The organism is Methanolobus sp. ZRKC5 (assembly GCF_038446525.1).
Taxonomy (GTDB): Archaea; Halobacteriota; Methanosarcinia; order Methanosarcinales; family Methanosarcinaceae; genus Methanolobus.
Genome location: NZ_CP151792.1, coordinates 1,360,336 through 1,385,213, shown reverse-complemented (window position 1 = coordinate 1,385,213; position 24,878 = coordinate 1,360,336). Strand labels below are relative to the sequence as shown.

The following is a 24,878-nucleotide window of genomic DNA, read 5'->3' as shown; positions in this document are numbered from 1 at the left end:
TTTCTGCCAGAATGTAATTCTTCAGTGTTCTTTGCTGAAGGATATTTATTTATTGAAAGTATTCTCTACTAGATGTAGATATTATGAAGCGGATCTATATGGACCACAGTGCAACCACACCTGTTGATTCTTCAGTGGTTGATGCAATGTTACCTTATTTTACTGAGATGTTTGGCAATTCATCCAGCTTGCATTCTTTTGGTATGGAAGCAGCAGAAGCACTTTACATGGCACGTGAACAGGTTGCGCAGGCAATCGGTGCTTCACCTGAAGAAATTATTTTCACATCAGGGGGAACGGAATCAGACAATCTTGCAATAAGGGGAGTAATCCCTCATAATACAGGAAAAAAACACATTATCACATCAGTCATTGAGCATCCTGCAGTGCTTAATACCTGTGAGTACCTTGAAAGTATGGGTCATGAAGTAACATATGTTCCTGTTGATTCTGATGGTGTAATAGACTTTGAGATGGTAGAGGGATCAATTCGTAAGAATACGGTTCTCATAACTGTGATGCATGCCAACAATGAGGTAGGTACCATTCAGCCCATAAAGGAAATTGCACAAATTGCAAGTAAACACAACATTTTGTTCCATACAGATGCAGTACAGACCGTAGGTAAGATTCCTGTCAATGTGGATGAGCTTGGTGTTGATATGCTTTCTATCTCTTCCCATAAGATACACGGTCCAAAAGGTTCAGGGGCACTGTATGTTCGTAAGGGCACGGCAATTGAGCCGATCGTTTTCGGTGGAAATCACGAAATGGGTATGCGTTCAGGAACAGAGAATATCCCGGGTATTGTAGGTCTTGGTAAAGCGATGGTTCTTGCAAATGAGTTTCTGGATGCGGACTCACAACATATGAAGAAAATGCGTGATTCCCTTGTTTCCCGAATATTTGATTCAATTGCAGATGTTCGCCTGAATGGTCATCCAACACAGAGACTTCCAAATAATGTAAACTTAAGTTTCAAGTATGCTGAAGGAGAATCTATGCTCATGCTCCTAGATATGAAAGGCATTGCAGTATCGACCGGTTCGGCATGTTCTTCCAAATCCCTTAAGGCATCCCATGTACTCAGTTCCCTGAATATAGAGGACGATTACATACATGGTTCTCTGAGAATAAGCCTTGGAAAGGAGAACACTATGGAAGATGTCGATTATGTTGTTAAGAGCCTCAAGGAAACAGTTTTAAAGCTGAGGGAAATGTCCGCAGTTTCCAGCCAATGAATAGCAGGAGTAAGTCATGTATTCAAAGAAAGTTATTGAGGAGTTCAGCAGTCCACAGAATGTGGGAAGTATAGAGGATGCTGATGGTGTGGGTGAGATTGGAAGCACTGTCGATGGTGATATAATAAATATATCTATTAAGGTGAAGGGCAATGTTATTGAAGATGTCAAATTCAAGACATTTGGTTGTGTTGTCGCTATTTCCACATCAAGCATGGTAACGAACCTGGCAAAGGGAAAGACGGTCGATGAAGCTCTTGAACTAACAAACGAAGATGTCATCAATGCCCTTGATGGTCTTCCTGATGGAAAGGACAGGTGTTCGGGCTTTGCACTTGACGCTCTTAAGATGGCAATCGAAGATTTTCGGCAAAAAAATAAATGATACTTAAAAAAAGGTGACTTCTTGTGAAAACAACATGTGAAATTATGGTTCAACGTGTACTGCCTGCTATACGTGCAGAGCTTGCCAGATGTATGATCTGGGAGCATGGAAAAAATCAGCAGGAAGTTGCAGATGTATTGGGACTCTCAAGAGCTGCTGTTTCCCAGTATATCAACGATAAACGTGGTGCAGAAGTTGATTTTTCAGAAGAGGCCCAGCAGGAGATCAAGAGGTTTGCTACCAGCCTGCTTGATGGAATGAAATCCAGGGACCAGGTTGCTGGAATGTGTAATGTATGCAAGTTCGTCCAGCGTTCCGGCTGGCTCAACAGGAATGAACCTGATGCTGGTTATTGCGTTCTTTGCGGAGATAACGAGGTTCATTGACGCGAAATCTTTGCATAAAATGTAAGGGCAAAGGTCTTTGTGGGCGACCAAGATGTCCTATCCTGGAGAAATTTAAGTCCATAGAGTCTGTAATTCCAAAATCATCCGGAGATTCTTCTATTTTTGGGGCATCGCCTCCATCTGTTTTTGTAGGAAGGTACAACTATCCTGAGGTTAAAGCAGGTCCAATGATCCCACCTGAGCTTGGTGGGGATGAGGCAATGCTACTTGAAGATCCAAAAGCCTTGCTGAAGATGAATATACAGGATGTCATATCATCCCGTTCGCAACTTGTAAGGGCTAATACAGGTATCAATGTAAAAAATGCCCGTTCTCCTGATAACCAACTAATTGAGAAATCTCAGGAGTTAGCTCTTTCTAAAAAACCCGTGGATACGGAAGCGTGGTTCAATAAACCCATAAGTAACAAGCTCAAATTCGATAATGTCCTGACACCTATGGGTCCGTCAGGTGACCTTAAAAAATTTGACATTACTGAAAACCCAACAGTTCCAAAGAAAGTAGATTATCTCGTATATGATGATGATGCACTGGCAAAGGATGCCGTCTCCGAGTTATGGGATGGTAATATCCCGGCAGAACACATCACTCGTCTTCTTTCTATCGGTCTTTTAGGCCAGGAACGAAAACTTGTCCCAACCCGTTGGTCTATAACCGCAGTCGATGACATGGTTGGGAAAGACCTTCTTAAAGGTATTCGGGACTATCAGCAATTAAGTGAGGTCATGGTTTTTAGTGGTGGTGTATTTGGCAACCACTTTGAAATTGTTTTCATTCCCCGTATGTTCTCATTTGAGTTAATGGAGGTCTGGATGCCGCGCACTGTCTGGTCAGGGGGAGATACGTGGATCGGTGCAGATCATGAGAACTTTGATGGAAAAAATAAATATTCCAATCTTGCAGGAGGCTACTATGCAGCTCGGTTGGGTGCACTGGAATATCTCCATTCCATACGCAGACAGGCAACTGTATTTATGGTTAGGGAAATAAGGCCTGAATACTGGGCACCTCTTGGTGTATGGGTTGTAAGGGAGGGTGTAAGGGAAGCTTTCAATAGTGAACCCCAAAGATTTGAATCTGTTGAACAGGCACTTGCTGATATCTCGACCCGATTGAAGACCTCTTCATCAGAATGGTTGCCAAAAGCTTCTTTATTGCCAGATGTGCGTTTTCAGAGGACACTTGACAGTTTCTTCTAATCATTGTAATATAGTTCAATAATTACTATATAGTTTATTTATTGCTATATAGTATATGGTACGCACATTTATCTCAATGTCTCTTCTTTTGTATACTAAATCTATATAGTGGAGAATATTATCGATGAGTCTTTTTGATCCTCTCGTATTGTTGTTGATTGCAGCAGGTCTGTATATGGCATGGAATATCGGTGCCAATGATCTTGCAAATGCAATGGGAACGTCAGTGGGCAGTGGGGCGCTGTCTATCAAACAAGTAATTATCATTGCAGCTGTTTTCGAGTTTGCAGGTGCCGTATTTTTTGGAAAAAGAGTTACGTCCACAATTGCAAAGGGTATTGTTCCAGTTGATTCGATCAGTCTGGTCGATCCGCATCTTGTAGCTATCGGAATGCTTGCAGCCATTCTTGCAGCAGGTTTCTGGATCACACTTGCCACATTCTACAACCTCCCGGTATCCACAACCCATTCAATTGTTGGTGCTGTCCTTGGGTTTGGCTTGATGGCAGCATACTACGGAATTATTGGTTTTGAAGAAATAAAATGGACTGTACTCGCCAAGATAGTTGGCAGTTGGCTGGTCTCACCACTTCTTGGAGCATTGCTAGCTTATGTTATATTTTCCATCATCAGGTATTTCATACTTCAAAAAGCGGATGATCCTTATAATGTTGAGAAGAAATTTGTCTTTCTCCAGATAATGACTGCATGTTACATTGCCTTTGCACATGGTTCCAACGATGTTGCAAATGCTATCGGTCCTCTTTATGCAGGATTGCACGCACTTGAGATGGCAGGCCTTAGTATTCCTTTATGGGTAATGGCTCTTGGAGGTATTGGGATGGTCGTAGGACTTGGCACCTGGGGATATCGTGTAATTGAAACAATCGGCACACGTATAACCGAACTGACTCCTACAAGAGGTTTTTCAGCAGAATTTGCCACAGCTTCTGTTGTAGTTTTACACAGTTACAGTTCTCTTCCAATATCAACCACTCACACACTTGTAGGTTCAGTTATAGGTGTTGGCCTTGCAGGTGGTCTTGCAGCGGTTGATTTAAGTGTAATCGGAAAGATAGTTGTTTCCTGGGTAGTTACTGTACCTGCAGCGGCACTTACGTCTGCTCTTATATTTGCAGGACTATTGGGGGTCGGAATATGATAAAGAAAGAGTATATCCGTTCTGTATTGAACATATTTGCGAGTTCTCCTTTCAAACCACTGGTGATGCATGCCAATAAAGGAGGCGATTGTGTCAGGAAACTCAACGAGTCCCTGCTTGCTTTCTGCGATGGTGACATGGAGAAAGTAGAGGAACTGAATCGTGAGATCGACGTAATTGAGCATGAAGCCGATATCATAAAACAGACCATTCGTTCTGAGCTGTCCTCATCTATTATGCTCCCTGTACATGCTGATGATCTGCTCAATTTCCTGAAGCCACAGGACTCGATATCAGATGATGCTCAGGAAGCGGCATTCTGGCTTACTGTCAGAAAGTTTGATGCGCCTCCCGAGATTCGTGAGGGATTCATTGATCTCACGGAAAAGACTCTTCAAACAGTGGAAATGTATGAGGTTCTTGTTTCAACCCTTAGTGAGTTACTGGAAACATCCTTTAGTAAAAGGGATGTTGAAGACACTCTCCAATTTGTAACGAAAGTCGAGGAAATGGAACATCAGGTCGATGTTATTGAAAAGGAACTTGTAAAAACGATCTTTAACAATGAAGATATTATTGGTGCACTTGGCGTATATCATCTGGTCCGTCTGGTGAGTGGTATCGGAGACATTGCAGACAAGTCCGAGCATGCAGCAGACAGGTTAAGGACAATGGTTTTGAGAAGGTAATCACCTTCTCATTGTTATCTGTGAAGACAATTGTCTTCGTTCATCTTTTTGAGCAATTCTACAACGGAATAAGCCGCACGGGTTATGCCCATGCTTCTTTTATCAGTATCTGTTCCGGCTGTGTAAAGCCCGCTGATGGGTGTTCTCACGTCGGCAAAATAGCCATCTATCGTCACAGCAGCTTTTTCAGGGATTGTTATCTGATTGTGCTTCATTTCTATATGGTCTTCTATTCCCGGGATAGCATTATAGATTGTTTCATATGCTTTCTTTGTTTGCACATCTTCATTGTTCTCCTCATCAATTATGAATGTGAAACCAACGAGTTGTTTTCCTTTTGGTGCCAGCGAAGCATCATAGTTGCTTATAGGCATAGCCCAGTAAGGTGAGTCCTTGAACCATATTTCTGAGCCGATATAATTGAACTCGTTCATCATAGAATCCAGTCCGGTCCATACAGTAAGGCTCTTGGTGTGTACTACTCCTTTAAGCTCCTGTATATAGGAGTTTGGAAGACTCTCTACCATGGAAGGAAGGTCCGTGACAAATCCTGTGTATATGACCTTGCTGGCATTGTATACCTCATCAGCCTCAACACCGGTTATCTTGCCTTTGTCCGTAAGTATTTTCTTTACCTGACAACCTGTCTTGATCTCCACAGTCTTTGGAAGCGAGGACAAAAGGGCATTAAGAAGGGCTTTTAATCCTTTTCGGGGGTAGCCCTGGGAGTAGCTGACCTTATTTGTTGCAAGTCTTCCAAGGGATGTGAAAGGATTGGAAACTCTATTGATCCTTGTCTGTAATGAAGCATGTAGATTTGGTGGAAGTATTGTTCTTGGAACCGGCTCTACAGCCATCTTCTCATTAGACTTCATTATATTCTCAAGCTGTTCTTCCGGTACACTGTCGCGCACAAAGCTACTGCCTGCAAGAATTCTCTGCGCAGATGTCTGCTTCATGTCCTTACCTGAAAGGAAGTGACATATGGTGTCTACAAAGTCACATGTGTCTGCTGAAAGGTTACCTGGCATGAATTCATATACTGATTGCTTTTCCAGGTCAGTTCCAAATGTGGAAAGGGTGAGCGCTTTGGTGATAGCCTGTGTGAGGACCATCCTGTCCTTGCGCGGAAGGACATCAAATGTGACAAATTCCTTGATATTTGAAGGGACTTTCATGAACTGGTTCTCAGTTCTTATATAGTAGTTTCCGTAATCCTCAAAAACCGGAACGTAATCAAAATAATTATCCATGAGCCTTCTCAGGGGACCCACTTGAAGGTGTGTAATTGCATGGGCACCTGTGTCTACCTGGAAACCATCAACCATGTAGCTATTACAGTTACCGCCCACAATGTTATCTTTTTCAAGTACAAGTACTTTGTTTCCATGTTTAGAAAGGGTGAGTGCGGACAAAAGCCCGCTTATGCCTGCACCCACGACTATTACATCGTAATCTTCCATCATATCCCCTCATTACGAGTAAATGTGTGTGCTTACTCAAAGATCTCAGGTACTATGCGCCTTGCAACTTCTTCGTATGTTTTTGAAAGGTCTCCCTTGTCAAAACGGAAAATATCCTTGTCCATTGACTGTCCGGTACTTTTGTCCCAGAATCTGCATGTGTCGCATGAAATCTCATCTGCTACAACGATCTTGCCGTCAACTCTTCCGAACTCAAGTTTGAAATCAGGAAGGAGGAATCCTTTTTCGTCAAGGTACTTCACGAGTATATCGTTGATCTTCAGAGCCATTGCACGGATCTGCGCAATCTCTTCATAAGTTGCAATTCCCATGGCAACAGCGATATCTTCATTCATCATTGGATCGCCGTGTTCATCGCTCTTGTAGTCCATTACAAGTACAGGGGTTTTGAAAACAGTACCCTCTTCTATTGGGTATTTGCGTGTGATGGAACCTGCAGCAATGTTGCGTGGGATTACTTCGATCAATATTATCTCAACAGCCTTCACAAGCATCTCATTGCCGGATACCATCTCTATATAGTGGGTAGGGATGCCTTCTTCTTCGAGCATCTCAAAGATTTTCTTTGATATCTGGGCATTGTAATATCCCTTGTTCTTTGCTTCACTTTTCTTTTTGCCATCAAATGCTGTGAGGCTGTCTCTGAATTCTGATATCAGCTTTTCCGGATCTTCGGTTTTGTAGATGGTCTTTGCTTTTCCTGAGTATAGCTCTTCTTTCTTCATTTGTATCATCCTTTTGTCAATGGCATTGTTGATTACTTTATATATAGATGTTCTATAATTATTTATATCTTAATTGATGTAGCATTAATGTATTATTATTGCATACTAAATGTTATTATTATACAGATTGCTTATTATAGGTGAACAATATGGAACAGGAACTTATGCGTATTGGGGTATCTCTTCCCGAAAATCTTCTAACTAAATTTGACACGATCATCGAACAGAGAGGCTATTCTTCCCGTTCTGAGGGAATAAGGGATTCTATCAGGAACTACATTACCCATTATGAATGGATGAGCGATGTAAAAGGCAGGCGTGTAGGTACTATCACTTTGATATATGACCATACAAAGCGTGGCCTTTCAAGCGCTCTTACTGAAATACAGCATGATTATTCTCACATTATTAAGTCTTCCGTCCACATTCATCTTGACCATGACAACTGTCTGGAAGTCATCATACTGGATGGTGAAGGTGAAGAAGTAAAGCAGGTTGCAGAGAGGACAATGGCACTAAAAGGTGTCAATTATGTCAAACTCAATACTGCCCTTCCAACTGAGAAAATATAAATTTACATCCCATTTTTAAATGAGGACTCAATTGTCCTCAACATTTTTTCGCCAGGTTCTGTAAGGAAATATGTCTGAAAATTCTTGTCTCTTCTCGAGTCCACGAGCTCTGCATCCTTGAGCAGTTTAAGATGATATGAAAGTGCAGAATGTTTATAATCGGTAATCTCCACCAATACGCAGACGCACAGTTCGCTTACCTGTAGGGCTTTGAGGATACGTATCCTTACGGGATCAGAAAGCACCTTGAAAAGAGAAACCAGTTTGTCAACATTTTCATCCATGACTTCATGAACTTTCAGGGTTATTGCATCTGGAAGTATGTAAGGCTCTTTGCTTTCGCTTGTTTCCTGTATTGTCATCTGTTGGATTATTATAAGGTTCAACAGATTAATAGGTTTTGCAATAAGATCTACCTAATATATGTGCAAAAAGGGCATATTTCAGGCTCTTTTATTACTAAACTCAGAGACGTTTTCTTGCTTTTAATCTGTTTCACAGCATCGTGGAGATCATTGATAATTCCTGCAGGATTTTTGTGTTTGTCAATACCACACTCTTAATATTCCGGTGTCAATTCCCACTCCAATAGCAACACTTTCATTCTTCAGGGTTACAGCTGCAATATTAGTGGTCAATCTACTTTCAAGTGGAAGATATCCATTAACATGAACACCATTTTCATTATGCTCCAGTATTGCAAGTTCCCTGTAATTCTGAGTTGGAAGCATTAATTCAAAATTGCTATCATTGTCAAAGTTCCCTGCAAGTGCCATGTCCAGATTCCTCGATCCGGCTAAATGAGAACTGTATCCTGAAAGACTCGAAGAAACCTGTAGTTCGTTTCCTTCCCACTGGTAGAATTCTACAATTCCTCCAATGTGCGGTGTGAGCACATCCACGATCTCTGTTTCTTCTTCTGGTCCAAATGGTGCAACAGCTATCTGATGTCTCCATCTATATCCGGTTCCGGTACTTGGTCCGGATGCCACAGTTGTTCCATCTTCATCAAAAACCACGACTCTTGCACCTTCATTTGCATTGCTTAAAGTGACAATTATCTCGCGTATTCCGTTTCCATCAAGGTCAGCCCATAAGGGGACTATTCCTTCAATGACATCTCCTTCAGGAATATCGATAACTTTAGCAATTGCAGGTGTTCCTGCAGTTTCGACCAATGTGATACTTGAAGCCTCTATGCTGTCTCCCAGCACCCCATGTTTGTAATCTTCAGTTGGGCCTGTCAGTAGAAGTATTCTCTCATCTTCGTCAACCAGCAGGCGTGCATCGGGAAGGGCGTTGACTTCAAGACGTGCAGATTCCCTGTCATTGACTCTGAATACGAGGTCTCCGCTTGTTTCTATAAACACTGTCCTCCCTGAGCTTGGAAGAACGACAGGATGGCTTAATAGTGATTCATTCCACAATCCCGGTGCAAGCAAAAAAGCTTCCTCATTCTTGATCATCAGTATTGGAGGGCTGTCGGTATGAATCTTAGCAGGACTTATATTAATTTCTTCCAGCTCACCATCAGACAGCTCAAAGGCTTCTACTGTCCCGTCATCGAGTACAACAGCCCAGATGCTTCCATTACTCGAATCTGCTGCAATTACCCATTCAGGTTTGCCTGACAGCTCTACATCTGTGTAGTCTGCATTCATGGCATCAATGTTACCTTCTACAACCCTGTTCCCGTCTGGCTGCTGATATGTGTATGCCAGTGTGAATGGTGTTATGTAATTGAAAGTGCAGTAATCGCAGTCCAATATTTCGTCAGGTATTATGACTTCTTCTTGTGTGTTCCGTGTGCCGTTCATTGTTATGGCAATGAGAACCATGACTGCAAGCACTCCAAAAAGTATGAACGCCATTTTTCTATTTCCAGACATCATCTGTGGTTTTCACACTCCTGGTGATGTATTTTAGTCCCTCTGCACAGAGGAATGTAATGAAAGCAACTCCTATTGGCATGATCCATTTTTCCGGGGATAGTGGTAACAATCCGAATGCTTCGTTCAGACGAGGTATGTACATTACTGACATTGTTGCGAAGAAGGTAGCCAGCACGCCTGCTATCATGAGCTTGTTGGTGAAAATACCTATACTAATCACAGAGCGTTCAAGTGACCTGAATGCCAGCGGTATAAAAAGTATCATGCTGACTACGGTTGCAAACGTTAGTGTTCTTGCCATAACGGTGTCGTTTGCGGGGTCACTCAGGGCAAATACAAGGAAAGATGCTATTCCCATTATGAGTGCCAGGGTGATGACCAAAAATAGGTTTCTCTTCTTCAGGAAATTATCGTTCGGGTCACGAGGTGGTCTATTCATTATACCGTCTGCTGCAGGGTCCAGTCCCAGTGAGATCGCAGGCATTATCTCGTTGAACATATTGATGAAAAGTATCTGTAGTGCCAGCAGTGGTATGAGGTCAAAACCAAGAAGTGTGATGCCTGCCATGATGAGAATCACCAGGGTGAAGTTCCTTGATATCAGATATGTTATGAATTTCTCTATATTATCATAGATCGTTCGTCCACCTTTGACAGCTTCCACAATGGTGGCAAAATTATCATCCTGCAGTATCATGACACTGGATTCTTTTGCAACATCAGTACCCTTTATTCCCATGGCAATACCAATATTGGCTTTTTTAAGCGCTGGTGCATCATTGACCCCATCACCTGTCATGGCAACGATGTGTCCTTTTTTCTGCAGGGTATCTACGATCCTGAGTTTTTGCTCCGGCATTGTCCTGGCGTACACATTTATGTTCTCAACTATAATTGAGAATTCTTCATCATTAAGCTCGTTTAGCTCATCCCCGGTCACTGCGCAGTCAGCTGCTATACGCTGGAGTTTCTCGTCTTCATAGACTCCGCATCCCTGTCTGTATCCAAAGAGTCCGATGCTTCTTCCGATGGCTTTTGCAGTCTCCTGGTTATCGCCGGTTATCATAATTACCTTAATACCGGCTTTTCTGCACATTTCCACGGCATCCTTGACCTCTTCATGAGGAGGATCGATCATGGCAACAAGTCCAAGGAAAGTCATGTCCTTTTCAGAGTTCCCCTCTAATTTTTCTCCGGGACTTTCCTTACATGCAACTGCTAGTACACGATAAGCCGAACTTGCAAACTCGAGATTTTTATCAAGTACTGTTTCCCTGTCCTCTTGGGTGATGCTGTATAATTCTCCGTTCTTTTCAATACTGCTACATTTAGGGATAACGAACTCAGGTGCTCCCTTTGTGAATGAGACTGTTCCTCTGCCGGTGTTATGGATGGTTGTCATAAGTTTTCTTTCAGAAGTGAAAACAATTTCCTCAACCATCTCATAGTCTTTATCCAGTTCATCCTTCCAAATGTCTGCCTTCGCAGCTGCAACAGTAAGCGCAATTTCCGTAGGATCTCCGATAACTTCCCATTTATCCTTTCTTTTTTCTATGGCAGAATTATTACACAATGCGATGGCTTTTAGCAGTTTTATTGAAGTATCCTCTTCCTTCACATCGACACTGTCGCCTTTTTTCAGGAAATCTCCTTTAGGTGCGTACCCTGACCCTGTAAGTTCGAGCACGTTCCCACTGGTAAATATCTTCTCCACGGTCATTTCGTTCTTGGTGAGGGTGCCTGTTTTATCCGTGCATATGACCGTTGTGGAACCAAGTGTCTCAACAGCGAGCATCTTTCTGATTATGGCGTTGTGACCTGCCATTTTCTTCATACCGTAGGCAAGGGTTATTGTAAGTGTAAGTGGCAACCCTTCGGGCACTGCTGCAACAGCAAGTGCAAGGGCTATGAGCAGCATATCAGCAAAAGGGGCACCAATGGAAATACCAATTAGAAAAGTGAGTGCTGAGGCAAGTATCGCAAGTATTGCAAGTGTCAGGGATAATCTTGTTATCTTTGCCTGCAGGGGCGTATCTTCACTTTTTGTCTGTATTAGGCTGGCAATCTGTCCTATCTTTGTTCGCATCCCTGTGGACGTGACCAAAGCTTTACATTTTCCATGTACAAGCTGGGTACCTGCAAAGATATTTTCATTTTGAGTTTTCCCAACCGGAACACTTTCACCGGTAAGGGCAGATTCATCCAGTCTAAGGGCAATGGTTTCAAAAAGGACAGCATCTGCAGGCACCTTATCTCCTGTTTCCAGGACAAGTACATCTCCGGGAATTACATCAGTTGTGAGTATCTTCCGAAGTTTCATGTCCCGGATGACCGTTGTTTCGGGCTGTACTATGCTTTTCAGGGCTTCCATTGCTTTTTCAGCCCTGTATTCCTGTATAAAGCCAAGTACGATAACAACAGCAATTGTAAACAGTATTACCCAGAAGTCAATGATCTCATCGATCATCAGGGAAATAACAGCAGCAGCCATAAGTACCCATACTATCAGGTTCACGAATTGTCCGGCAAAGACCTTCAATGCCGTAGTTCTTTCCTTCTCTTCAAGTTCGTTCTTTCCGTACTTCTGTAACCTTTCGAGTGCTTCCTGCCCGGAAAGTCCTTTTGCGGAACTTTCGAGGCCTGCGAACATCTCTTCGATTCCCACAGCTGCGTTACCCACTGTATTTACTCCCACTCCACTTTAATCAATTTAATTGAGTAATTAGTATTAGTGTTATATCTTTTTTAATCCATTGGCAAAGTTGTTGGATATATAGTTCTCAGTGCTCATACAGACATGAGAAGCAAAGTCGATGGCCTTTCCTATTATTTCATCCCATACATGTTCCTGAATATCTTCAATATCTCTGATTTTTCTGGAATATAGCATGTAAACGATGCCTGCATTGAAACTGTCCCCGGCGCCTACGGTACTAACTGGTTGTATGCTAGGTACTTCATAGAACTTTGAAAAAGAAGGTGTATTCAGGTATACACCGTCTGAACTGGATGTATATATAAGGTGATCACAGCCATTTTCCAGAACAAACTCATATGCCTCTTCAGAATTTTCGCATCCTTTTACCAGTTTCATGTCCTCATCCGAGGCTCTCACAATATCTGAATATGCTATATTTTTAGATATCATAGGCTTTATCTCTTCAATCAGTGGAAGTTGGGATTCTCGAAAATTAGGGTCATAAAGAATAATTGAGCCTGCATTTTTTGCAGAATTGATGATGGTTTCCAGCTTATTTCTGGCTTCCTTTGCCACAGAAAGGATGGATCCAAACATTACAATATCATCCGGAGCAAAGCAGGGCATATCTGTCAGAAGGCGTTCTTGCGGAAAGTCCTCGTAGAACTCATACGTGGCATCATTCCTGTCGTTTAAAAAAGCAAGTGATAATGGTGATTTACCTTCGTAGCGGTGGAGATACTCAGTTGATACGTTGTTCTCTCTTAGGAATTCATATATGCTATTCCCAATATTGTCACGGGCAAATTCACTTATAAGTGAAATCGTAACTCCTGTTCTGCCGAGTGAAATAGAACTATTGAGCATAGCTCCACCTGGGCAGGCAGAAATCGGTTTGCCTTTGTTGAAAAGAATATCATAGAACGTTTCACTTATTGCAAAGACGCGGGCTATGCTTACACCTGCCAGTTATCAGGTTATTGCTTGTCGGTTATATCGTCAAGAACTCCCTGGTAATAGATGATCTTGCCATTCTTGTCCCTCATGATGGCAGTTCTTTCTTCTACAACTCTGACATGACTTTTTTTGGTTCTGATCCTGTATGTCTGCCTGAAGTCACTTGCACCTTCCATTGCGTTCTCTGTAAGTTCCAGGTTTACACGGTCAGCATCATCCGGATGTATGAGGTCTTTGAATGTGATTTTGCCTGAAGTGAAGTCTTCTGCTTTGTATCCGAATTCTTCTATTCCTCTGGAAATGAATTCCAACGGTGCACTCTCCACCGGACTGCGCAAAAAAGCTATAACCCTGGTATTGTTCACAAGTTCCTCAAGGGCTTTAATTCGAAGCTCCATCTTTTTATGGACATCAAACGATTCTGTATCGTATTTCATAACATCCGGATTGATGTCTTTTTTCAGGCTATCTTCATTTCTGTCATCATTGCCTAAATTCCCAAATCCTGTATCCTGGCTAATAGTAACCCCTCCTATATCGGATGATAATATCAATTAATTGTTAGATTTCATAAATAGTCTTATTCACTAATTTAAGTAATTATTGTTTTAGATATTTCCTACTCGGATACTGCCATTCCTCGTTCTTTGTATCGAATAGACATTTCCAGTAGTATCGGAGTGATGATAATGGATACGACAACCATCAATACAATAGCAGAGAATACCTCATTGCTGATTATTCCAAGTTCCTTACCTATTGCAATAACCACAAGTTCTACTCCGGCACGTGGCATCATGCCTATTCCAAATATCAGACTATCCATGGAACTAAAACCCACCAGTTTTGTGCCAATGAATCCTCCGATAAGTTTTCCTGAAAGGGCAAGTACAATAACAAGTATAGCAAAGGCGCCAGCGGTGTATAGTATTTCGATATCTACTGAAAGCCCTATGAAAGCAAAGAAAAGTGGTGTGAAAAATCCGTAGGCAATACCACTAACCTTTTTTTGCACGGTCTCTATTTTTGCAAGTGGCAGGTCTGAGATAAGTATTCCGCCAAAAAAAGCACCAATGACTGCATGCAGCCCGAATGCCTCTGAAAGGTATGCTGAGAATAATGCAATGAGTATCACAAAAGAGAACAGTGATTCTTTAGTGTGCATTTTCTGTACGTATTCGAAAAGGCGCGAGAAGAGCTTCCATCCCAAAATGCCTATTATGATTATGAATGCCAGTATTTGTCCAAAGATACCAAGTATGTGGATGCCTGAGGGGAATTGATTGAGTGTTGCAAATGATACTACAATGGACAACAGGAATATGCCTATTATATCGTCGAATATTGCTGATGTGAGCATCATCGATCCTGGTTTGCTTGAAAGATAATCAGTATCTATCAACGTTTTAACAACAACACTAATACTTGTGGGGCTAAAAGCAACCGCCATGAACAGACTCTCTATGAAACTAAAACCGAACATTTCTCCCAATATGAATCCAAAACCAAACGCCACAAGTATCTGTGATATTGTAGGGATGAGTGCATTTGTTGATGCAGCTTTCAGATCCTTTATATGCACCTCTTTGTAACCTGCAGTAAATAGCAGGAATATGGCTCCCAGTTCTGCAAAGAATGTGAACGTCTCAATATCATCAGGTTTTAAAGCAAGAGCAAAGATAAATCCGGCTCCAATTTCTCCAATTATGCCTGGCAGTCCGAATCTTTCGCTAATCTCACTGAGTATTCTTGCTAAGAACAATATGACCAATATCTGGAGGAGCACTTCCATTGGTCATTTTCTCCGCAATCCATGTATTTTTTTAATCATATCTGATTTTGAAACGACACCAAGCAGTTTTTTGTTCTTGGTAATACACAACCGATCAATATGATGTTTGATCATTATGTCAGCAGCATCACAGAGGTTTGTATTATAGGGGAGTGTTACAGGGTGATGCACCATAAGGCTGGATGCCTCTTCACTTAATGCTTTGATGGCCATCAGGTGCGTATGGTGATTTCGATGGCTTCTTTCAAAAAAGAGAAATTCAAGTATATTATCCTGGTCAACGATACCAACCAGTTCATCATTTGAATTCAGTACAGGATAGCTGTGGTATGGTGTCTTTGCCATAAGTTCTATGATATTTTCGATAGGTTCAGTATCCCTTACGACAGTGGTTTCTTTTGACATTATCTGGTTGATTTTAATCTCAGCACAAATGTCAGATAATTTGTTCCTATCTCTAGGATTATCTTCTGTCTTTTTTTCACTTTCCTTTTTTTCCAGGTTTTCCTCTTTCTTTTGTATCATGTGAAATGGGTCACTGAATATGCAAAAAATAATTATCTGGAGTACTGGTATTCCAGTTCCAGTAATCAAAAAATAAGAATGTTTTTACTTTACTTGATGTAAAGTCCGCACTTGCATGCGCCGCGCACTTCAACATCTCTTACTCTTGCAGCACATGGGCAGATTATCTTCTTGTCCTGTTCCTTGTCACCTGTTCTTTTTTGACAGAAGCAGTACCATTCACCATATTCCTTCTTGTTGTTGCAAATACCTTTTACAGCAGTTGTGATAACGTCCCAGTCGGAATTGAGTTTGTATCCTGATGTTTCAGCATTTTTCCTGGACTTTTCATAGAATTCGGCTTCTAGGTCATTTTCGAATCTCATTGTAACACTCTCGTTATTTTCATATTAACATTTATTTTCATAAATTTAAGATTTTGCATTCTCTTTTGCCATTTCCCCAAGCTTGTAACCGATATCACGGCACGCTCTCTTGTCTTCCTCATAAGGTCTGAATTTTACCTGCATACTCTCCATGGCAAGTTCGAATTTTGCGCTTTCAATCTCTTTTTCCATTCCTTTGACCGCTCCCCCGCCCCAACCGTAAGAACCGAATAGGAAGTATTTCTTGCCTTTTGGGCGCAGTCCTTTCATGTAAGTGAGGAATCCGGATGTTGTAAAGAACATTCCGTTATTCATTGTGGGCGAGCCAATTGCGACGATAGATGCATCCATGAGTTCTTTCATGGTTAGACTCCAATCGTTCTTGCGCAGGTGCCTCAGGCTCACTTCAACCCCTGATGCCCTTGCTCCCTCAACGATTTCCATTGCCATTTTTTCAGTGCTTCCCCACATGGTATCATAGATGACAAGCAGCTTGGGTAAAGAATATCCTCTTGCCCATTTGCCATATTCTTCAATTACTCTTGATACGCCTTTTCTCCAGATGAGTCCATGTGCAGGAGCTATCATTTCAGGACTTACATCGAGCTCTTTCAGCTTTTCCACGTACTTGAGTACCTGTGATCCGAAAGGCAGCAGGATGTTGGCATAGTATATGCCTGCATCTTCCATTACATCATCAACCTCATCATCAAAACGTTTTGATGTTGCCAAGTGCTGTCCGAAGGCGTCATTTGAGAAAAGTATTCTGTCTTCTTTCACATAGGTCTGCATACTGTCAGGCCAGTGCAGCATGGTGGCTTCAACGAACATCAGTGTCCTTTTTCCAAGGCTTAGTTCATCCCCGGTCCCAACAACCTGAAGGTCCCATTTGTCAAAGCCTTCTTCTTTGTAGTATTCAGAAAGCCCAGTTTGTCCTTTGGATGATGCAAACAACTTTGCACCGGGTGCAATGTCCATGATGGTAGATATAGAACTGGAATGATCCATCTCGACATGGTTGGAAATTACATAATCGATTTTTGAAGGATCGACTATCTGGCTTATACGCTTGAGCATCTCTCCTGCAAATGGTGCTTTTACAGTGTCTATGAGGGCAATTTTCTCATCAACTACAAGGTATGCATTGTAACTGCCACCTTTTGGAGTTTCGTATCCATGGAAGTCGCGCAGGTTCCAGTCAACAACACCTACCCAGTATATTCCTTTGGCCAGCTCAAGTGGTTTGTAATCATCCATTCAAATATCTCTCCTGTCCTTATGTCTGCATTCTGAACTCAGTTGCAGCACCAAGCAACTCATCAATTATCTGGTAGTGTCCCCTTTCAGCAGCAGCTATCTTTTCAAAGAACACACGCTGCTCTTCGTTATCTGCTCTATCTGCAAGTTCAATATAGAAATACTCACTTTTGTGCTCGAATCTAAGGGCTGCGAGAAGTATACCGATCTCTTCGAGTTTCTCATCAGAGAATTCTTCCGTGAATGATGCCTTGAATTTTGGGAAAGTGAATTCGACTTCAGGAATGTGCTTGCTTTCCCTGAATTGCTTTAGATATTCAGCGTGCTTTTTTTCCTCATCGGCAAGGAAAACATATAGTTTGCTGGCAGTCTCGTTCTTCATTACAGATGCTTTTTCACTGTAATACTCCATTCCCTCTTCTTCAAGTTCTATTGCCAGACCTATTGCCTGGTCCATTGATTTTAGTTGATCAAGCTCTTCTGCGATCTCATGTAGTATATCTTTCATTTAAAAATCTCCTTTAGAGCAATATGTATAAACTTAAAGTGCCAATGCCCGATACTCGAACGAAGGCTAAACCCACTGTATCAAATCTTATCTTATTCTGGCTTAATATACTTTTCGAGCTTAGTTTCATCTGCCTGAACTCGTGTCTTAACAAAAGTTGGCAACACCCCTCTATTTAGAAAACTTTTTATTTGTAACAATACATTAATCTGCTTATATTTTATATGTCATTTACTTTCAAAAATCACTTTTATAGAGGTAGTTGAATGGACAAAATCAAGATCGCAATTGCAGGTATTGGCAATTGTGCAAGCTCTCTTATCCAAGGCATTGAGTATTATAAAAACAAAGAAGAAAACGATGCTGTAGGCCTTATGCACTGGGATGTTGGTGGTTACAAGCCATTTGATATTGAAGTCGTCGCTGCATTTGATATTGATGAAAGGAAGGTTGGTAAGGATGTTTCAGAGGCCATCTTTGCACCTCCCAACTGTACGGCAGTATTCTGCCCTGAGATGCCAAAAGCCGGCGTAATCGTAAAAATGGGGAATATTCTCGACGGTGTTTCCGAACACATGGTAAATTACAGTGATAACAGGAGATTTATTCCTTCCACTGAAAAAGAAGCCGATAAGGACCAGGTAGTGAAAGAATTAAAGGACTCAGGAGCTGAGATATTACTTAACTATCTTCCGGTAGGTTCTGAGGAAGCCGTTCATTTCTACGCAGAGTGTGCTCTTGAGGCAGGAGTTGCATACATTAACAATATGCCTGTTTTTATCGTGAGCAACCCTGAATGGGCAGCGAAGTTCGAAGAGAAGGGTATCCCTATCATTGGTGATGATATAAAAGCCCAGCTTGGTGCAACCATTACTCACAGAACTCTTGTAGACCTTTTCCGCAAACGTGGTGTGAAACTGGAGAGGACGTATCAGCTTAATACCGGAGGTAATACTGATTTCCTTAACATGCTTAACAGGAACCGCCTTGCTTCAAAGAAAGAATCCAAAACAGAAGCTGTTCAGTCCGTAGTTGGCCAGAGAATGGATGATGATAATATCCATGTTGGTCCAAGCGACTATGTTCCATGGCAGAATGATAATAAGGTCTGCTTCCTGAGGATGGAAGGGAAGCTCTTTGGTGATGTTCCAATGAATATAGAGCTTCGTCTCTCGGTAGAGGATTCCCCTAACTCCGCAGGAGTGGTCATTGATGCTATCAGATGCTGCAAGCTTGCCCTTGAAAGAGGTATTGGAGGTATACTGTACTCACCATCATCCTATTTCATGAAACATCCGCCAAAGCAGTTCACAGATGATGAAGCTCACATGATGACTGATGAGTTCATCAGAGGTCTGCGGGACAACTGAATCGGAATTATACATGATATTTGCTGCCACTGGAAGGAAACGCAGGGTTTATGGTGTTGACTTCAGTGGTGCAAAAGATGCAGGTCGCAAGATATGGATAAGTGAGGGTGTTGCAGAAGATGATGTGCTTACAGTTCTCAAATGTTATCCCATATCGGATATTGTAGCTAATAATAGCAAGGAACGACACGCATGTCTTTCTGCCCTTCGTGATTTGATAATCTCAAATAAACACTCTGTTTTCGGGATGGATTTCCCTTTTAGTCTTCCTCACAAACTGATGTCCGGGAAAGACTGGTATTCTTTTGTATCTGATTTTCCTCATGAATATCAATCTGCCGACGAATTTAAAAAGGCGATGCGAATTGCCGGTGGGAAAACTGAACTCAAGCGTCTTACAGATATCGAGGTCAAAGCTCCGTTTAGCATTTACAATCTCTGGGTATACAAACAGACATACTACGGAATTCGTGATGTTGTACGCCCTCTTGTAATGTCGGGAGAAGCTTGCGCACTCCCAATGCAGAAACCAAAGGAAGATAATCCATGGATTATGGAAACATGTCCGGCATCAACACTGAAGAGTGAAGACCTTTACATTAGCTATAAGGGAAGGACAGAAAAAGAGAGGCAAACCCGGAAACACATCCTGGATGAAATGCTTCATAAAGGAATAACTGTCCCGGATGAGATCCGGGAAAAAATAATAGACAATAAGGATGGAGATGCCCTGGACAGTTTCATTGCAGCATATGCTACATTCCGGTCTGTCAGGAATCTGGATGATATAATTGGCAACTTGCCTGATATTTATCTCCGGGAAGGTTATACCTTCTTTTAATCCTTACTTATTCCAAGAAGATCGTATAGATCATCTGGTTTTTCGAGTAGGGTTATATTTTCCATCTGTCCCAGCTTTTCCGTGTTGGAAACATCAACATCGCGCATTTTCAGTTCCATAATGCGGCCTTCAGGTGATGCTGTTTTTACAGTGCCTTTCTTCTGGTCCACAGGAAGGATGTAAATTGGAGTTTTTCCTTTAGCAGTCTGTGCAACAGCGTTTGTGACAAGTGTGTCGGCAATGCCGTATACTATTTTGGCAACGGTATTTGCAGTACAAGGGGCAATAATAAGTGCATCGTAGTGTCCTACCTGCAGTGGTCCTGCTATAAAGGGTGAATTTGGTCCTGCGCCGGTCTTGAAATTAGGGAAATCCCTCTGGATATCATTCCACATACGGTACCATTTCATAACTGTCTCGCCTTCTTTGGATAAGAAGACCATGATCTCGATATTGCTTTTCTGCTTGATGTCAACCATTGCATCATATGTCTCTTTGATCAGGTCTCCTGATCCGGTAATTCCCCATGCTATCCTCTTCATGATTTTTGCTGCCTCCTTTTGTTCTTTAAAAACTGGCTCAATATCCAATCAGTGCTTCCTTGCTTATCATGCTGTCAGGTATTTTCATGTCGTGGAGCATCTCCATCATTGAGTCCACCATAGGAGGCGGTCCGCATACGTAGAAAATTCTCTCTGCGTAGTCAGGAAGTTCTCTTAAGATCATGCTTTCACATATGCGCTCTCTGCACCCTTTCCAGTTTTCTGAAGCCCTTGTTAGTGTATTGAAAACGGTAAGATTCGGATTTTGTTTTTGCATTTCTTCAAGTTCTTCTGTAAATATCATATCCTGTTCAGCCTTGTCACTGCATAGCAGTATGATATTCGTACTGAGCTTCATGTCAGTGCAATACTTACAGATACTGATCATCGGGGTAATGCCTATGCCTCCGCTAAGTAGCGCCATTTTTTCATACTCGCCTTCAAAGGTCATTTTTCCGAATGGGCCACTTATAAGTGCAGTATCTCCTACCACCATGGCATCCAGCATATTGGAAAATTCATGACCTGTAAGTTTCTTTGTAAATTCGAGATGGTTTTTTTCCGTAGGGCTGCTTGACAGGCTGAAAGCCCTGCTAAGCTTCTTCCCATTGGAATTAAGTGTCACTGTGACGTACTGCCCGGCTTTGTAATCAAAAGCCTCCGGTTTTTTGAACCTGAAACTTTTCACATTATGTGCCCGTTTGATTACCTCGATTACAGGTTCTTCGAATTTCAAGTTCACACCTTTATTTGAGAGTCTTCATTGCCATGGCCGTCTTCATCATCTTATTAACGGTCCTGTGAAGACTTCGTATTCCTTCCGAATCCTCAGCAACTCCTTCAGCGCCTTTGTCCTTTGACCAGAATGTTCCGCCAAGGTTCGATCCGAAAGAACCGCCTGCAACGGGTATCATTTCACTGATGACATAGAAGTTCAAAATAGTCTGTATGGCTGGTTCCTGTCCGCCTATCCTGTCCCCGCCAACTGCAGCTGCAGCGCCTACTTTGTTCATAAAGGCTTTTGGGTCACGGGCAACGACTGCGCGGCACCTGTCCATTATCGTTTTTGTCTGGGCACTCAGTGTGCCTTGGTATACCGGAGTGCCGATGATCCACGCATCAGCCCAGAGCATTTTGTCATAGAGTTCAACAAGGTCATCCTTGTGAATACATCCTTCCTTTTTACGGACACAGTAATCACAATGAATGCAGAATTTCATATTTTGACCACTGGCGGAAAAATACTCTACTTCTGCACCGTATTTCTCTTGTGCGTATCTCAGGGCTTCATTGACAACATAGTCTGTAGATTTCTTCCTGGGGCTGCCTGAGATTCCCAGTAATCGAATGCATGTGTCATCGGACATTATGGCACTCCTTTTTGTTTTTAATCTAATGTTATTGATTCAGTGGGACAGGCGTCAACACAGTTACCACATTCCACACAGTCATCCGGACGTGCAATTACGGATTTGAGGTTTCCGTTCTCATCTGCCTCAATGTCTATCACATCAGTAGGGCATGATTCTGCACATGCTCCAATTCCTTCACATTTGTTCTTGTCTACTTTAGGTGGCATTTTTTATTTTCTCCGATTATTTTCTTTTGAATATGTACATCATCAACATAAAAGCCATGCAAGCAGTGAATATACTGAAACCTGGCGTTGATTCGTTTCTCTCTTCCGGGGATGTGTCCGGATCATATATTGTATTGGATACCTCATTCATATTGATTACAGGTACCTCATACATTCCCTCTCCAAACAGGTGGTCGATCGTATCCTGAGGTGCTGACCTGTAATTGAGGCTGGTTTCCACTTTAAGTGGATAAACAACATTGTCAGGCAGGATGAATGTGTGTTCTTCTTTCACAGTTTCCTTTGGTCCGATCCTGTTGTCTTCCAGTACCCTGTCGGCAAGCCAGAAACTATCAGTCGCATTGCCTTCACTGTCACCCAACACATTATTGTAAATTATCTTTGCAGATTCTATATTCCCTTCCGTGTCAAGGGTTCCGGCACTGTATATCTCTTTATCTTCGCTATCAGTGACCATTACTTCAAGCCATATTTGCCTTATTTCGGAAACACCGGTTGGTAGATTGTGTCCGGCACCAGAGTTGGTGATAGCTGCTTCGATTGTGACTTCTTCACCTGTGGCTGCTATTTCAGGTACAGTTATGTCCAGTGTCGCAGCGTTCTGAAGTCTTTCAATGGCCATCTCTCCGACATTTTCAGCACCAAACATTGCTGTGACAAATGCATTTCCACCGGTTATCTCATGTGTGGATATATGGTCTCTTTTAGGGGCACCTGATCCTGCACGACCAGGATTCGCCTTGAACTCTGTGATACCCTCTGTCATATGGCAATCCTGACATACTACATTGTCTTCGGCGTACTGGCTGTCTTTCCATGCTGGATATGTGTCGTCTATTACAAGTCCGTTTACTGGGTGTATAACTTCGTGACACATTCCACAATATTCTGATTGGGTGTAAAGCTCGAGGTATTCGGATTCATGATAGGCTGACTTTGCGTCACTAAGAGGCCCCCATTTAGTATCTCCAGGGGTGACTATGAACTGGGCGTTGCCTGTTCCATTGCTTCCTGATACCACATGGCAGAAATCACACTGAACTCCAAGTTTTGATATGTCACTCATTTCAGATCCATCTACAGGCGGTATCTCACCGGACACCACGCCTATGGGTGTGTGACAACGGGAACAGAATTCATCTACTAATCCGTCAGTATCAGCGCTCGCAACCTTTACCTCTTCCAGATAAAAAGGGTCAAGATATGCATTGAAATGCATTGTACCTTCCCATTCTCCGTAAATGATCGCATGGCATTGTCTACACCTGCTTTCATAAGTGAAGTCATCAGCAGATAATTCTCCGAATTTAGTGGCCTCTTCTGCGGCTGCAAATCCATTGCTAATAGATAATAAAACAATGGCTGCCACAAAAAACAGGCTGCATCTTACAACAGTCCCCCTCATTTCCAATCCTCTCAATAGTATAATATTATGTGATAAATTGAATGATGAAAAGGAACCAGATTGGTCCCCCCCCCTCATGATATTTTTATTTGAGCAGCTTCAATGCATCTCTGCATGCAGCAACTGCGGGGGCTCCGGATGTAATGAAAATGACATCCATTGTCTCCATAATCTCTTCTTTTGTTGCCCCGTTCTTCAAAGCACTCTTCATCTGTGATGCAACACAACGTTCACACTGCTTTGATGCAACGACTGCAAGAGCCATTAATATCTTTGTTTTAGCAGGCAGTGCACCGTCACTGAGTATCTTGTTGTTGCACATGTTGTATTTGTGCAGGAACTCAGGTTCAAGCTCTCCAAGTGTTTCCAGTATCTGAGGTGTGAACCCTAATTTGTCTGACATGTCGTCAATGATCTCTCTGTGTCCACCGCATCCTTTTCCTTTATTCTCTCCGCACATAATTTATCCTCCGTGTTATTAATTAATCAATTATAATCAGTCAAATCCGTCTTCGATGGTCTGGCCAAAGCAGTAGTGGCACAGAATTCTTGGCAATCCGTTTGGAAGCCTTTGAACATGAGGTGGCTGGCCTACTGACACCGGGAGTTCGAGTTCCTTTGTGTGGTCGGTGCAAAGCCCTTTTCCGCAAGCTATACAGACACATGTTGCTTCTGCGTCTTTTCCTTCTTCCATGCAGTCATAACATTTCATCATAATATCACCTAAAAGTTCTCCACCAGTGCTTTATGACAAGGCATGCAGAGCACTTTCTTCCAGTGCTGGACATCTTTGTAGTCACAGGCAATTCCCATGCCGCACTTCAGTTTTATGCTGTATTCACCTTCCCATACAGGTGTTTCTTCCCTGACCAGGTGTTCCTTACAGACACCTCTCCCACAAATTATGCAGATAGCCAAGGTATCGCTATCTTTTCCTTCTTTTGAACATTCATAGCATTTCATGATGATCACTCTACTCAAAAATTAATTTGTTTGTAAACGATTCTCATATTCAATTCATATTCTTGCAGATAGGCAAATACTCCTCCAGGTAATGACTCAATAACTCCCGGTGCGTCACCTCCTGCAAATATGAACAATATTTCATCTGACATTTACTGAATATATCTGTAACGGTAAATACATATCCATATTTTACACAGTGTTGTCTTTCTACAGTTTTTCTTTATTCGTTTGGTTCTGATTGAATTATTTATGTGTGCGTATTAATTTTATACTGCTCTTTGCGGATTGTTTTTATA

At 42.1% G+C, this 24,878-nt stretch carries 29 protein-coding genes; 9 read left to right on the top strand and 20 right to left on the bottom strand.

Translation table 11 applies throughout. From position 1 onward, the window contains the following. Positions 1 to 83: 83 nt before the first annotated feature. The 6 genes from nifS to WN948_RS06770 all read left to right on the top strand — a co-directional run bounded on the left by nifS (position 84) and on the right by WN948_RS06770 (position 5,083). A complete protein-coding gene (gene nifS / locus WN948_RS06795; protein ID WP_342306240.1) occupies positions 84 to 1,241 on the top strand; it encodes a cysteine desulfurase NifS in 1,158 nt (385 codons plus the stop codon). A 16-nt stretch (positions 1,242 to 1,257) separates the two neighbouring features. Continuing rightward, complete coding sequence (locus WN948_RS06790) at positions 1,258 to 1,626, top strand: iron-sulfur cluster assembly scaffold protein (protein ID WP_342306239.1); 369 nt, start codon at positions 1,258 to 1,260, stop codon at positions 1,624 to 1,626. A 23-nt stretch (positions 1,627 to 1,649) separates the two neighbouring features. Then, positions 1,650 to 2,012, top strand: coding sequence for a helix-turn-helix domain-containing protein (locus WN948_RS06785; protein WP_342306237.1), 363 nt, complete (start codon positions 1,650 to 1,652; stop codon positions 2,010 to 2,012). Then, complete coding sequence (locus WN948_RS06780) at positions 2,009 to 3,232, top strand: Nre family DNA repair protein (protein WP_342306235.1); 1,224 nt, start codon at positions 2,009 to 2,011, stop codon at positions 3,230 to 3,232. Before WN948_RS06785 ends, WN948_RS06780 begins: the two co-directional genes overlap by 4 nt. A gap of 124 nt (positions 3,233 to 3,356) precedes the next feature. After that, complete coding sequence (locus WN948_RS06775; RefSeq protein ID WP_342306234.1) at positions 3,357 to 4,394, top strand: inorganic phosphate transporter; 1,038 nt, start codon at positions 3,357 to 3,359, stop codon at positions 4,392 to 4,394. Continuing rightward, on the top strand, positions 4,391 to 5,083 hold the full coding sequence (locus tag WN948_RS06770) for a TIGR00153 family protein (protein WP_342306233.1): 693 nt from the start codon (positions 4,391 to 4,393) through the stop codon (positions 5,081 to 5,083). Before WN948_RS06775 ends, WN948_RS06770 begins: the two co-directional genes overlap by 4 nt. A gap of 14 nt (positions 5,084 to 5,097) precedes the next feature. Here the strand turns inward: WN948_RS06770 and WN948_RS06765 are convergent, their stop codons facing one another. Both WN948_RS06765 and purC read right to left on the bottom strand, forming a co-directional pair. Beyond that, on the bottom strand, positions 5,098 to 6,546 hold the full coding sequence (locus WN948_RS06765; RefSeq protein WP_342306417.1) for an NAD(P)/FAD-dependent oxidoreductase: 1,449 nt from the start codon (positions 6,544 to 6,546) through the stop codon (positions 5,098 to 5,100). Between the two features lie 32 nt (positions 6,547 to 6,578). Beyond that, positions 6,579 to 7,292: a phosphoribosylaminoimidazolesuccinocarboxamide synthase gene (gene purC / locus WN948_RS06760; RefSeq protein WP_342306232.1), complete on the bottom strand. Its 714-nt coding sequence runs from the start codon at positions 7,290 to 7,292 to the stop codon at positions 6,579 to 6,581. A gap of 149 nt (positions 7,293 to 7,441) precedes the next feature. On the opposite strand from purC, the gene nikR reads away from it, so the two are divergent. Further along, a complete protein-coding gene (gene nikR / locus WN948_RS06755; protein ID WP_342306231.1) occupies positions 7,442 to 7,864 on the top strand; it encodes a nickel-responsive transcriptional regulator NikR in 423 nt (140 codons plus the stop codon). Between the two features lie 2 nt (positions 7,865 to 7,866). Here the strand turns inward: nikR and WN948_RS06750 are convergent, their stop codons facing one another. From WN948_RS06750 to WN948_RS06705, 10 genes are all read right to left on the bottom strand, one after another. Next, a complete protein-coding gene (locus tag WN948_RS06750) occupies positions 7,867 to 8,226 on the bottom strand; it encodes a metalloregulator ArsR/SmtB family transcription factor (protein ID WP_342306230.1) in 360 nt (119 codons plus the stop codon). 183 nt (positions 8,227 to 8,409) lie between these two features. Further along, positions 8,410 to 9,756 carry a hypothetical protein gene (locus WN948_RS06745; RefSeq protein WP_342306228.1) on the bottom strand — a complete coding sequence of 449 codons (1,347 nt, stop codon included), beginning with the start codon at positions 9,754 to 9,756 and terminating at the stop codon, positions 8,410 to 8,412. Beyond that, positions 9,740 to 12,451 carry a cation-transporting P-type ATPase gene (locus WN948_RS06740; RefSeq protein WP_342306227.1) on the bottom strand — a complete coding sequence of 904 codons (2,712 nt, stop codon included), beginning with the start codon at positions 12,449 to 12,451 and terminating at the stop codon, positions 9,740 to 9,742. The genes WN948_RS06745 and WN948_RS06740 overlap by 17 nt, the downstream gene beginning before the upstream one ends. Before the next feature lie 39 nt (positions 12,452 to 12,490). Then, positions 12,491 to 13,345, bottom strand: a complete 855-nt coding sequence (locus tag WN948_RS06735) for a PfkB family carbohydrate kinase (protein WP_342306415.1) — start codon at positions 13,343 to 13,345, stop codon at positions 12,491 to 12,493. 86 nt (positions 13,346 to 13,431) lie between these two features. After that, the gene (locus WN948_RS06730; protein ID WP_342306226.1) at positions 13,432 to 13,965 is read right to left on the bottom strand and encodes a PAS domain-containing protein; all 534 of its coding nucleotides are present in this window, start codon (positions 13,963 to 13,965) and stop codon (positions 13,432 to 13,434) included. Between the two features lie 65 nt (positions 13,966 to 14,030). Next, positions 14,031 to 15,203, bottom strand: coding sequence for a cation:proton antiporter (locus tag WN948_RS06725; RefSeq protein WP_342306225.1), 1,173 nt, complete (start codon positions 15,201 to 15,203; stop codon positions 14,031 to 14,033). A 3-nt stretch (positions 15,204 to 15,206) separates the two neighbouring features. Continuing rightward, on the bottom strand, positions 15,207 to 15,728 hold the full coding sequence (locus tag WN948_RS06720) for a CBS domain-containing protein (protein ID WP_342306224.1): 522 nt from the start codon (positions 15,726 to 15,728) through the stop codon (positions 15,207 to 15,209). 89 nt (positions 15,729 to 15,817) lie between these two features. Further along, positions 15,818 to 16,093, bottom strand: coding sequence for a ferredoxin-thioredoxin reductase catalytic domain-containing protein (locus WN948_RS06715; RefSeq protein ID WP_342306223.1), 276 nt, complete (start codon positions 16,091 to 16,093; stop codon positions 15,818 to 15,820). A 45-nt stretch (positions 16,094 to 16,138) separates the two neighbouring features. Continuing rightward, positions 16,139 to 17,350: an FprA family A-type flavoprotein gene (locus WN948_RS06710; RefSeq protein ID WP_342306222.1), complete on the bottom strand. Its 1,212-nt coding sequence runs from the start codon at positions 17,348 to 17,350 to the stop codon at positions 16,139 to 16,141. A 19-nt stretch (positions 17,351 to 17,369) separates the two neighbouring features. Then, the gene (locus WN948_RS06705; RefSeq protein ID WP_342306221.1) at positions 17,370 to 17,858 is read right to left on the bottom strand and encodes a ferritin family protein; all 489 of its coding nucleotides are present in this window, start codon (positions 17,856 to 17,858) and stop codon (positions 17,370 to 17,372) included. Positions 17,859 to 18,124: 266 nt separating this feature from the next. On the opposite strand from WN948_RS06705, the gene WN948_RS06700 reads away from it, so the two are divergent. Further along, the gene (locus tag WN948_RS06700; RefSeq protein WP_342306220.1) at positions 18,125 to 19,228 is read left to right on the top strand and encodes an inositol-3-phosphate synthase; all 1,104 of its coding nucleotides are present in this window, start codon (positions 18,125 to 18,127) and stop codon (positions 19,226 to 19,228) included. Further along, the gene (locus tag WN948_RS06695) at positions 19,197 to 20,069 is read left to right on the top strand and encodes a hypothetical protein (protein ID WP_342306218.1); all 873 of its coding nucleotides are present in this window, start codon (positions 19,197 to 19,199) and stop codon (positions 20,067 to 20,069) included. The genes WN948_RS06700 and WN948_RS06695 overlap by 32 nt, the downstream gene beginning before the upstream one ends. Here WN948_RS06695 and afpA read toward each other — a convergent pair. The 8 genes from afpA to WN948_RS06655 form a co-directional block, all read right to left on the bottom strand. Then, positions 20,066 to 20,611, bottom strand: coding sequence for an archaeoflavoprotein AfpA (gene afpA / locus WN948_RS06690; RefSeq protein ID WP_342306217.1), 546 nt, complete (start codon positions 20,609 to 20,611; stop codon positions 20,066 to 20,068). The two genes, WN948_RS06695 and afpA, sit on opposite strands and share 4 nt — an antisense overlap. A 37-nt stretch (positions 20,612 to 20,648) precedes the next feature. Next, on the bottom strand, positions 20,649 to 21,353 hold the full coding sequence (locus tag WN948_RS06685; protein ID WP_342306216.1) for an FAD-binding oxidoreductase: 705 nt from the start codon (positions 21,351 to 21,353) through the stop codon (positions 20,649 to 20,651). Between the two features lie 4 nt (positions 21,354 to 21,357). Beyond that, positions 21,358 to 21,978: a flavodoxin family protein gene (locus tag WN948_RS06680; RefSeq protein WP_342306215.1), complete on the bottom strand. Its 621-nt coding sequence runs from the start codon at positions 21,976 to 21,978 to the stop codon at positions 21,358 to 21,360. Positions 21,979 to 21,998: 20 nt separating this feature from the next. Continuing rightward, on the bottom strand, positions 21,999 to 22,190 hold the full coding sequence (locus tag WN948_RS06675) for a 4Fe-4S binding protein (protein ID WP_342306214.1): 192 nt from the start codon (positions 22,188 to 22,190) through the stop codon (positions 21,999 to 22,001). A gap of 16 nt (positions 22,191 to 22,206) precedes the next feature. Continuing rightward, on the bottom strand, positions 22,207 to 23,616 hold the full coding sequence (locus WN948_RS06670) for a multiheme c-type cytochrome (protein WP_342306213.1): 1,410 nt from the start codon (positions 23,614 to 23,616) through the stop codon (positions 22,207 to 22,209). 85 nt (positions 23,617 to 23,701) lie between these two features. Beyond that, a complete protein-coding gene (locus WN948_RS06665; RefSeq protein ID WP_342306212.1) occupies positions 23,702 to 24,076 on the bottom strand; it encodes a carboxymuconolactone decarboxylase family protein in 375 nt (124 codons plus the stop codon). Between the two features lie 36 nt (positions 24,077 to 24,112). Next, a complete protein-coding gene (locus WN948_RS06660) occupies positions 24,113 to 24,331 on the bottom strand; it encodes a DUF2180 family protein (protein ID WP_319508695.1) in 219 nt (72 codons plus the stop codon). A gap of 8 nt (positions 24,332 to 24,339) precedes the next feature. Then, on the bottom strand, positions 24,340 to 24,579 hold the full coding sequence (locus WN948_RS06655; RefSeq protein WP_342306211.1) for a DUF2180 family protein: 240 nt from the start codon (positions 24,577 to 24,579) through the stop codon (positions 24,340 to 24,342). Positions 24,580 to 24,878: the final 299 nt, after the last annotated feature.